The 9522-nt window shown below is 68.7% G+C and carries 9 protein-coding genes; 1 reads left to right on the forward strand and 8 read right to left on the reverse strand.

The features are described 5' to 3' along the window. Positions 1-232 precede the first annotated feature (232 nt). From pepQ to rph, 7 genes are all read right to left on the reverse strand, one after another. A complete protein-coding gene (gene pepQ / locus ABH900_RS06875) occupies positions 233-1564 on the reverse strand; it encodes a Xaa-Pro dipeptidase (protein ID WP_429622147.1) in 1332 nt (443 codons plus the stop codon). Between the two features lie 75 nt (positions 1565-1639). Beyond that, positions 1640-2014: a PilZ domain-containing protein gene (locus ABH900_RS06880; protein WP_429622148.1), complete on the reverse strand. Its 375-nt coding sequence runs from the start codon at positions 2012-2014 to the stop codon at positions 1640-1642. After that, on the reverse strand, positions 2011-4290 hold the full coding sequence (locus ABH900_RS06885; RefSeq protein WP_429622149.1) for a DUF1631 family protein: 2280 nt from the start codon (positions 4288-4290) through the stop codon (positions 2011-2013). Before ABH900_RS06885 ends, ABH900_RS06880 begins: the two co-directional genes overlap by 4 nt. Before the next feature lie 122 nt (positions 4291-4412). Further along, on the reverse strand, positions 4413-5639 hold the full coding sequence (hemW, locus tag ABH900_RS06890) for a radical SAM family heme chaperone HemW (protein ID WP_429622345.1): 1227 nt from the start codon (positions 5637-5639) through the stop codon (positions 4413-4415). Positions 5640-5696: 57 nt separating this feature from the next. Continuing rightward, positions 5697-6293: an RdgB/HAM1 family non-canonical purine NTP pyrophosphatase gene (rdgB, locus tag ABH900_RS06895; RefSeq protein WP_429622150.1), complete on the reverse strand. Its 597-nt coding sequence runs from the start codon at positions 6291-6293 to the stop codon at positions 5697-5699. Further along, positions 6290-6679: a VOC family protein gene (locus ABH900_RS06900; RefSeq protein ID WP_429622151.1), complete on the reverse strand. Its 390-nt coding sequence runs from the start codon at positions 6677-6679 to the stop codon at positions 6290-6292. Before ABH900_RS06900 ends, rdgB begins: the two co-directional genes overlap by 4 nt. Continuing rightward, complete coding sequence (gene rph, locus ABH900_RS06905) at positions 6676-7401, reverse strand: ribonuclease PH (protein WP_429622152.1); 726 nt, start codon at positions 7399-7401, stop codon at positions 6676-6678. The genes ABH900_RS06900 and rph overlap by 4 nt, the downstream gene beginning before the upstream one ends. A 124-nt stretch (positions 7402-7525) precedes the next feature. On the opposite strand from rph, the gene ABH900_RS06910 reads away from it, so the two are divergent. Further along, on the forward strand, positions 7526-8386 hold the full coding sequence (locus tag ABH900_RS06910) for a YicC/YloC family endoribonuclease (protein WP_429622153.1): 861 nt from the start codon (positions 7526-7528) through the stop codon (positions 8384-8386). Positions 8387-8421: 35 nt separating this feature from the next. Here ABH900_RS06910 and selD read toward each other — a convergent pair whose 3' ends face one another. Continuing rightward, complete coding sequence (gene selD / locus ABH900_RS06915) at positions 8422-9501, reverse strand: selenide, water dikinase SelD (protein ID WP_429622154.1); 1080 nt, start codon at positions 9499-9501, stop codon at positions 8422-8424. Positions 9502-9522 lie beyond the last annotated feature (21 nt).

Below are 9522 nucleotides of genomic sequence, written 5' to 3' on the forward strand. Positions count from 1 at the left end.
TGCCCCGCCTTCGACAGGTTCACGCGGCTGTTGGTCGGTGTCGACCTTGGTCGACACAGAGCGAGCGCAGCGAGCGACCCGCTTTTGCTCTTCTTCTTTCTTTTCCATGCAGGGGCGTTGGCGCCATGGATGGCGCCATCGAGCTTACAGGGACGTACTTGCAGCGTCCCCTGCATGGCCCACCCGCCCCGCCAAACCCATGAGCCGCATTCCGCGACCAACCACGAGGGGCTCAGCCGTTCGCCGCTGCAAACTCCGGCCGGGTCAGGTTGTCTGCCTCGCCGTCGGTGCACAGCACTTCGTCTTCGATGCGGATGCCGCCATATGGACGGAAGAAATCCACGCGGTCCCAGTTGATCGCATCGCCATGGCCGGCGTCCTTCACTTCGTTCAACAGCATGTCGATGAAGTACAGGCCCGGTTCGATGGTCACCACCATGCCCGGCTCCAGCACGCGGGTCAGGCGCAGGTAGGGATGACCGGCCGGGCGCTCGACACGGCCGCCTTCGTCGCTGGCGGCGAACCCCGCCACGTCATGCACCTGCAGACCGATCAGGTGACCGATGCCGTGCGGGAAGAACGCGGCGCTCACGCCGGTCTCCAGCGCGGTCTGTGGCGAGACCTTGATCACCCCGAAGTCCTTCAGCACGCTCATCAACGAAAGATGCGCGTCCACGTGCAGCTGCTTGTAGTCGAAGCCTGGGCGCACCGCTGCGCACATCTGCTGCTGGGCGGCATCGACAGCGGCGATCATCGCGGCGAATTCGTCGTGGCCGCTGGCGGCGTAGGTGCGGGTGATGTCGCTGGCGTAGCCGTGCGCGCTGGCGCCGGCATCGATCAGGAAGCTGCGCAGCGGCTGCGGTGCCTTGCGGCCCAGTTCGGTGTAATGCAGCACGGCGGCGTGTTCGTTCAGCGCCACGATGTTGCCGTACGGCAGTTCGTTGGCATCCTGGCCCACGGCCTGGCAGTACGCCATGTGGATGCTGAATTCATCGGCGCCATTGCGGAACGCAGCCTCGGCCGCGCGGTGGCCGCGCACGCCCAGCAGCTGTGCCTGGCGCATCAATGCGATTTCATAGGGCGTCTTGTACGCGCGATGCCATTCCAGGTAGTTCACCACCGGTGCCGGATTGTTCGGCACGAACGCACCGAGCGCGCTCTGCGGCTCGCCCAGGATCGCGCAGCGCGACGGATCGGCCGGCAGCAGGGCCAGCGCCTCTTCGGGCTTGCGGATGATGTGGATGTCGAAGTGCTCCACCCACCAGCCGCTCGGTGCGTCCGGCACCACATGCCAGTAGTCGAACGGCTGGTGGAAGATCACCGCCGGGCGCTTGCCCGGGGTGAACACGATCCAGCTGTTGGGCACGCGGGTCAGTGGCAGCCATGCCTTGAACTGCGGGTTCACCGCGTACGGGTAGTCACGGTCGTCGAAGACCTGGTAATGCAGGGTGCCGCTGGGCACCACCAGGTGATCGAAGCCACCGCGGGCCAGCGCCTGTTCGGCGCGTCGGCACAGCACGGCCAGGTGGTCGGGATACAGGGCGCCGGGGTCTTGCTGGATCATTGCGGTGGCTCGACACGGAAAACGGCCCTAGATTCTGCCGCATACCGCGAAAAACCGCTGTGCTGGAACCGGCACTCAGGCCGTCGAAAGCGGTCCCTCGTCGCTGTCTTCGCCCACCCACTGGCGCAACAGCTGCCGATGTTCACGCGACAGCGTGAGGAAACGGAAGCCGGTCCAGCTCTGGCCCGGCGCATGCGCCGGCTCGCTCCACAGCAGGTGCACGCCCACGTCGATGGCCTCGTGGCGGCCGTCGCCCATCGGCAACGGGAAGCGGAACTGGTAGAGCGCGTCTTCGCGCAGCGGCGCGCTGGCCAGCATCAACATGCCGGTCTCGGAAACATTGCCGAGGCGGCCCACCACGCATTCGCGCATCTGGTCGGTGACCGGCACCAGGTCCGACACCTGGCGGCGCGGCGCGCGACGGGTGTCCTGCGGCGGCGAGGTGTTCATGCGGAGGTCTCCTTGGAGCGGCCACCGGCCAACGCACGCAGCGCGCTGAGGCTGGCCTGCCAGGCGCGATCGACCAGCCGGCCCTTGTCCTCGGTGACCAGGTGGGCGTGGCCGGCGCTGATCTGCCGGGCCAGCGTATCGAGGTCGGTGTCGGTGATCTTCTGCCCGCGCGCATTGACGAACAGGGCATGGCCGGTCAGCAGGCTGTACCAGGACAGGCGTTGGCGGCGCAGGGTGCCATCGCCGTTTTCGATGTCGAACCAGCTGCCGAACGGCAGCGTGGACAGCTGCTGGTAGGCGGCCTCTTCGGCGCTGCTGCGCGCTGCCTGCGGCGCAGTGTCGCTGCCGCTGGCGGCATGCTCGCCCAACCGTGCGCGTGCCTTCAGCCGTGCGCTGAGCTCGGTGCGTGAGGTGATCTCGTCCTCGCCACCCGGCGTGGCCAGGCGGCGCGCGACGGCGGCCGCTTCCTCGGCGTGGTAGCCGACCTGCACGAGTGCCGCTTCCACGTCGGTGGCCAGCGCAGCATCGGTGCCGCCGGGTGCATCAACGGCCTGTGCGGTCACTGTTGCGATGCGCTCGGTCTGCTGCAGGCGTTCCTGCCACTGCGGCGAATCGTCGCCGTGGCGCAGGCGGGTCAGGGTCAGCGCATCGGCCCAGGCCTGGCGCAGCAGGGTCTGCACGAAGCGCGGCGGTTCCTGCGCTTCGCAGCAGTGGTCGATCTGCGCGCTGGCCTGGCGGCGCGCCAGTTCCAGCCGTTCCTTGCCGCGCGCGGCTTCGACGTGGCGGCGCTCGGCCAGTTCGGCGCGATGGGCTGCTGCACGCTGGTGCTGCTGCACGTCTTCGTTGGCGGCGGCGAACGCCTCCGGCGAGCGTGCATCCTGGCCGAGCAGGCCCTGCACGCTCTGCGCCATGCGCTGCAACAGCTGCGGATCGACATCGTCGTCGCCCAGCCAGTTGGCGCCGACTTCGGCGATCTGGTTGAGCAGTTCGCGCGCGGGGTGTTCATCACGTACGAAGAAGCCAGGGTCGGCCATCGCTGCGCGCGCCAGCGGTACCTGCAGGCGCGCAAGCAGCGCCGCCGGCACCGGATCGGGGCGTTGTTGCTGCTGCACCTGCTGCATCAACAGGCGCAGCAGGTCGAGGTTGTCGCGGTCGTGGCTGCCCAGCTGGGCCTGCACGCCGTGCTCGCTGCGCAGCTGGGCGACCACTGCGGCCTGCAGGTCGGCCACGCCGGTGGCCGCGCTGGACTGGGCCTGCAGGCGCGCCAGCACCGCGTCGACCGCTGCGCTGGGGACCGCCGTCGTTTCCGCTGGCGTCGCCGTGGCGTGGCGGGCCTGCTGCAGCAGCTCATGCAGGGCGCTGCCGGTGGAGGTGGTCAACCCGGGCGTGGGCAGGCCGGAGGGGCCGGCGTCATTGAACGCATCCTGCACCAGGTTCGACCAGGAACCGGCAGGCGCGGAGCCGTTCCAGCCAGTCAACGGCGCGGCGGCACGCTTGGCCGGCTGCGTGGCGCGACCGCCACCCACCGACTGGGTGATGATCCGGCGGGTGCTCGACGAGCGCGCCAGGTAGGGGGTGTAGACCAGGCCCGGCAGCACACCGTGCTGGGCCAGCAATGCGTTGGCGCGGTCCAGTACATCGCCCAGCCGCTCCAGCACCTGGCGTTCGAAGCTGCGGTACAGCGCCAGCTGCACCTCAACGCTGAGCGCGTCCTGTTCGGCCAGCCTGCGTACCATCGCGCACAGCGCCTGCGGCGCCAGGGGCAGGGTGTCGGTCTCGAAGGCCGGTGCGGCCGCCAGAACCCCCAGGCGTTGGCCCAACAGGTTCAGCGTGTTGGTCGATCGCAGTGTCTCGCGCCGGATCATCTCGGTCAGCAGCAGGTCGCGATCCACCTCGTGCTCATCGACCAGCGACAGCCCGAGCATGCCCGGCAGGGGCGGTGGCGTGTTGCTGGCCGGGGCCGTGGTGGACGGCTCGCGCAATCCGGCCAGCGCTTCGGCCACGGCGTCGAGCATGCGGTCGGCGAACTGGCCGGCGAAGGCGTGCAGCTGGCCGCGCTGGGCCATCAGTTCGGCCTGCTGCATGGGGTTGCGCGCGCGGTCGGCGTCGTGCAGCAACGTCTGCTCCAGCGCTTCAACGGTCAGGATCAGGGGCGCGGCCAGCGTCTGCCGGCACAGGCCGATCAACGCACCCAGCAGCTCACGCACACGCGGCGGCTGGTCGCTGGCGGCCAGGCGGGCTTTGTCGGCAGAGGTGATGGAAAAGACAGCTGACATCGGCGAGCGGTACCCGGATTCCCGCGGATCGATCTTGTGAATCTACCGTGTCGGCCGCGGTCGGCGCTACTTTAGGGTGAATGTGCACCGCATCGCGTCGGATGCGGTTCAGGCCAGGAGCCTCACTCCCCCAGGAACAGGCTCACCACATCGTTGGTGAAGCGGCGGCCCAGCTCGGTCGGCTGCGCGTGGCCATCCGCCACCTCCAGCCAGCCGCGCTGTACGGCTTCGGCCAGCGGCACATCAAGCACGCTGCGCGGCAGCCCGGTACGCGACTCGAAATCGCGCAGGCTGAAGCCCTCGTGCAGGCGCAGCAGGTTGAGCATGTACTCGAACGGCAGGCGCTCGGGCGTGATGACATCGTCGCCACCGAACGAGGCGGGCGTGCCAGCGCTGTCCAGGTAGGCCTGCGGATGCTTCAGCTTCCAGCGGCGCAGTACGTGTTCCTCGGCACCGGAACTGATCTTGCCGTGCGCGCCGGCGCCGATGCCCAGGTAGTCGCCGAAGCGCCAGTAGTTCAGGTTGTGTGCGCTCTGCCGGCCGGGGCGCGCGTAGGCGCTGACCTCGTACTGACCGAAGCCGGCCTGCGCCAGCAGTGCCTGGCAGTGTTCCTGCATGTCCCAGGCGTTGTCTTCATCGGGAATGCCCTGCGGCGGCCGCGCGAAGAACACCGTGTTCGGTTCCAGGGTCAGCTGGTAGTGCGAGATGTGCGCAGGCTGCAGTGCGAACGCGCGTTCCAGATCGGCCTCGGCACCGGCCAGGGTCTGTTCCGGCAGCGCGTACATCAGGTCGATGTTGAAGTTGTCGTAGCCCGCGTCCTGCGCCATCTTCACCGCGCGCTCGGCTTCGCCACTGTCGTGGATACGGCCCAGGCGCTTGAGCATGGCGTCGTCGAAACTCTGGATGCCGAAGCTGAGGCGGTTCACGCCGGCCGCGCGGTAGCGGTCGAAACGGCCATGCTCGGCGGTGCCCGGGTTGGTTTCCAGGGTGATCTCGGCATTGGGCGCGAAGCGCAGGCGCGCGCTGGCCTGCTGCAGGAAACGGTCGATCGCTTCCGGCGGGAACAGGCTGGGCGTACCACCACCGAAGAACACGCTGTGCACCACCCGGCCCCAGACCAGCGGCAGGTCCTGGTCCAGGTCGCGCAGCAGCGCATCGATGTAGGCATCGAATGGCAGCTCGCCCTTGGCCTGGTGTGAATTGAAATCGCAGTACGGGCATTTGCGCACGCACCACGGCAGGTGCACATACAGCGACAGCGGTGGCGGCACCAGCCGCACCGGGGCGTGGTGGTCACCCGAACAGGTTTCGCCGGGCAGGTGGTTGCAGTGGTCGTGGTCGTGCGGCATGGGCTTCATCGGTAGTGCCGGCCGCTGGCCGGCTTCCCTTGGGTAATCAGGAAAACATCAATACAGCGTCGCCAGCTGCTGCTTGAGCTGCTGCAGGGCGAGGGCGCGATGACTGATGGTGTTCTTCAGCGTGGTGTCCATTTCCGCGGCGGTCTGGCCGTGGGCGGTATCCAGGAACACCGGGTTGTAACCGAAGCCATTGCTGCCGCGCAGCTCGCGGATGATCTCGCCTTCCCAGCGGCCCTCGCAGATGAGCGGCTGCGGATCGGTGGCGTGGCGCAGCAGCACGATCACCGCGTAGAAGCGGGCGCGGCGCTGGCCATCGGGCACGTCGGCCATGGCGTCCAGCAGCTTGGCGTTGTTGGCCGCGTCATTGGTCGGGCGACCGGCATAGCGCGCGCTGTACAGGCCCGGCGCACCGCCGAGGGCATCGACGATCAGGCCCGAATCATCGGCCAGCGCCGGCAGGGCGGTCGCTTCGCAGGCCGCGCGTGCCTTCAGCAGCGCGTTCTCGACGAAGGTCAGGCCGGTCTCTTCCACATCGCCCAGGCCCAGCTCGGCGGCCGAGGTGATCTGCAGCGGCAGGTCGGCGAGGATCTCCTGCATTTCCACCAGCTTGCCGGCGTTGTGGCTGGCCAATACCAGTTTCTTCATTGACGGGGCTCCAGCAGGTCCCAGGTGTTGCCGTAGAGATCGCGGAATACCGCGACCGTTGCATAGGGTTCTTCGCGCGGCGCTTCCAGGAACTCGACCCCGGCGGCCAGCATCGCCGCATGGTCACGGTGGAAGTCGTCGGTGTTGAGGAAGAAGGCGACGCGGCCCCCGGTCTGGTTGCCGATGCGGCTGCGCTGCGCCTCGTCGCTGGCACGCGCCAACAGCAGCGCGGCGGCGCTGCCGTCGGTCGGGCCGACCACCACCCAACGCTTGTGGCCCTGGTCGATGTCTTCCAGCAGCGTGAAGCCGAGCTTGCCGGTGTACCAGGCGATGGCTTCGTCATAGTCGGCCACCACCAGGGTGGTCAGTGCAACGCGCCGGTTCATGCCGACAGCGCTGCCTGCTGTGCGGCGAGCAGCTCGGCCACGCCCTTCTCGGCCAGGCCCAGCAGCGCGTCCAGTTCATCACGGCGGAACGCGTGGCCTTCGGCGGTGCCCTGTAGCTCGATGAAGCCGCCACCGTCGTTCATCACCACGTTCATGTCGGTGTCGCAGTCGCTGTCTTCGGCGTAGTCCAGGTCCAGCACCGGGGTGCCGCGGTACACGCCCACCGACACCGCGGCCACCGCGCCCAGCACCGGGTTGCGCTTGATGTCACCGCGCTTCATCAGCACGTTCACCGCATCGACCAGGGCCACGTAGGCGCCGGTGATGGCGGCGGTGCGGGTGCCACCGTCGGCCTGCAGCACGTCGCAGTCAAGAGTGATGGTGCGCTCGCCCAGTGCGTTGCGGTCCACGCAGGCACGCAGGCTGCGGCCGATCAGGCGCTGGATTTCCAGCGTGCGGCCACCCTGCTTGCCACGTGCCGCTTCACGGTCGCTGCGGGTATGGGTGGCGCGCGGCAGCATGCCGTATTCGGCGGTGACCCAGCCTTCCCCCTTGCCGCGCAGGAAGCCCGGCACGCGGTTCTCGATGCTGGCGGTGCACAGCACGCGGGTTTCACCGAAGCACACCAGCACCGAACCTTCGGCGTGGCGGGTGAAGCCGCGTTGGATGACGACCGGGCGGAGCTGATCGGGCTGGCGGCCGCTGGGGCGGGAATCGGACATGGTGCGGGTTCCGTAAGGGCAGGGGAGTACGCCGCCGCGCCCGCAGCCTTCACGGCGCGGGCAAGGGGGCTCTGGTGAGGGCGCTAGGGTACCATTCCCCCTTTGCACGCACCGGACACATTCCATGATTCGAAGCATGACCGCCTATGCCGGCGGCGAGCGCGTCACTCCGTGGGGCACGCTGGGCTGCGAGCTGCGCTCGGTCAACCACCGGTTCCTGGAAGTGGGCACGCGCCTGCCCGAGGAACTGCGGGCGCTGGAACCGCAGCTGCGCGAGCGCATCTCCGCGCGCCTCAGCCGCGGAAAGCTGGACCTGATCGTGCGCCTGCGTGCGCCGGAAGGGGCGGCCAGCCTGCAGGTGAACGAGGCGCTGCTGGGCCAGCTGGGCCAGCTGGCACACCGGCTGACCTCGGATTTCCCCAACCTGCAGGTCAGCTTCACCGAGCTGCTGCAGCTGCCCGGCGTCACCCAGGGCGAGGCCACCGACGCGGCGGCCCTGCAGGCCGAGGCGTTGTCGCTGCTGGACCAGGTGCTGGACGGTTTCGTTGCTGCCCGTGAACGTGAAGGCGACACGCTGGCTACCGCCATCGCCGAGCGCGTGGATGGCATCGAACGCATCGCGAGCGATGTGCGCACCCTGATTCCAGCCATTCGCGACGGCCAACGCGCCAAGCTGGCCGCTCGCCTGGCCGATCTGCCGCACCCGGTCGATCCCGGCCGCGCCGAGCAGGAGCTGGTGCTGTGGCTGCAGAAGCTGGATGTGGATGAAGAGCTGGACCGCCTCGGCAGCCACATCGTCGAGATCCGCCGCGTGCTCAAGCAGCGCGAGCCGGTGGGCCGCCGCCTGGACTTCCTGTTGCAGGAGTTCAACCGCGAAGCCAACACGCTGGGCTCGAAGTCGGTGGACAGCCGCACGTCCAATGCCGCGGTGGAACTGAAGGTGTTGATCGACCAGATCCGCGAGCAGGTGCAGAACATCGAGTGATGTTGCTGGGGGCGCCTTCGGGCGCCCTTGTCGTTTCAGCGCACGCTGACGCCTGGGGTTCCATCAGACAGCCGGCCTACCACGGTGGCGTGGCCGAACCCCGCAGCGTGGAAGCAGGCCAGCACCGCATCCACCGCGTCCGGGGCACATGACACCAGCAGGCCGCCGCTGGTCTGCGGGTCGGTCAGCAGCGGCTGCCAGTGCGCCGGCACCCCGTCGGCGAAGCGTACCTCGGCGCCATACGAGGCCCAGTTGCGGTGCGAGGCGCCGGTCATGCAGCCGCGCTGCAGCAGCTCCAGCGCCTGCGGCAGCAGCGGCACCTGCGCGCTGTCCAGCTCGGCGGCAACGCCACTGGCGTGACACACTTCCAGCAGGTGGCCGAGCAGGCCGAAGCCGGTGACGTCGGTCATCGCATGCACGCCGTCCAGCACGGCCAGCGGCATGCCCACGCTGTTGAGACGGGTGGTGGAATCGAGCATCTGCCGGTAGCCGTCGGCATCGAGCAGTTCCTTCTTCAGCGCCGACGAGTACACACCCACGCCCAGCGGCTTGCCCAGCACCAGCACATCGCCGGCGCGGGCATCGGCATTGCGCTTGAGCCGCTGCGGGTCGAGCACGCCGATCGCGGCCAGGCCATAGATCGGTTCCACCGCGTCGATGCTGTGGCCACCGGCGACCACGATGCCGGCGTCGGCACAGGCGCGTTCACCGCCCTGCAGGATGCCGCGGATGGTGTCCTGCGGCAGCGTATTGATCGGCATGCCGACGATGGCCAGCGCGAACAGCGGCCGTGCGCCCATCGCATACAGGTCCGACAGCGCATTGGTGGCGGCAATACGACCGAAGTCGAACGGGTCGTCGACGATCGGCATGAAGAAATCGGTGGTGGCGACGATTGCCTGGCGGTCATCGAGGCGATACACCGCAGCGTCGTCGCTGGTTTCGCGGCCGACCAGCAGCTCGGCCGGTGCCGGGAACGCGGGCGTGCCACGCAGCAGTTCGGCCAGCACGCCGGGGGCGATCTTGCAGCCGCAACCGCCGCCATGCGCAAGCGCGGTCAAACGTTGCGGGGCATCGGCCGGCGAAGGGGCGGGGGACGGTGCGTGCGTGGCCATGCCGGCATCTCCTGCGGAAAC

Origin of the sequence: Stenotrophomonas sp. AN71 (assembly GCF_050435725.1) — a bacterium.
GTDB lineage: Bacteria > Pseudomonadota > Gammaproteobacteria > Xanthomonadales > Xanthomonadaceae > Stenotrophomonas.

Excerpts from the sequence above, each read along its gene's own strand:
- rph (WP_429622152.1), bottom strand. The coding sequence starts at position 7,401 with ATGTCCGATTCCCGCCCCAGCGGCCGCCAGCCCGATCAGCTCCGCCCG.
- ABH900_RS06900 (WP_429622151.1), bottom strand. The coding sequence starts at position 6,679 with ATGAACCGGCGCGTTGCACTGACCACCCTGGTGGTGGCCGACTATGAC.
- selD (WP_429622154.1), bottom strand. The coding sequence starts at position 9,501 with ATGGCCACGCACGCACCGTCCCCCGCCCCTTCGCCGGCCGATGCCCCG.
- ABH900_RS06880 (WP_429622148.1), bottom strand. The coding sequence starts at position 2,014 with ATGAACACCTCGCCGCCGCAGGACACCCGTCGCGCGCCGCGCCGCCAG.
- hemW (WP_429622345.1), bottom strand. The coding sequence starts at position 5,639 with ATGCCGCACGACCACGACCACTGCAACCACCTGCCCGGCGAAACCTGT.
- rdgB (WP_429622150.1), bottom strand. The coding sequence starts at position 6,293 with ATGAAGAAACTGGTATTGGCCAGCCACAACGCCGGCAAGCTGGTGGAA.
- ABH900_RS06910 (WP_429622153.1), top strand. The coding sequence starts at position 7,526 with ATGATTCGAAGCATGACCGCCTATGCCGGCGGCGAGCGCGTCACTCCG.
- ABH900_RS06885 (WP_429622149.1), bottom strand. The coding sequence starts at position 4,290 with ATGTCAGCTGTCTTTTCCATCACCTCTGCCGACAAAGCCCGCCTGGCC.
- pepQ (WP_429622147.1), bottom strand. The coding sequence starts at position 1,564 with ATGATCCAGCAAGACCCCGGCGCCCTGTATCCCGACCACCTGGCCGTG.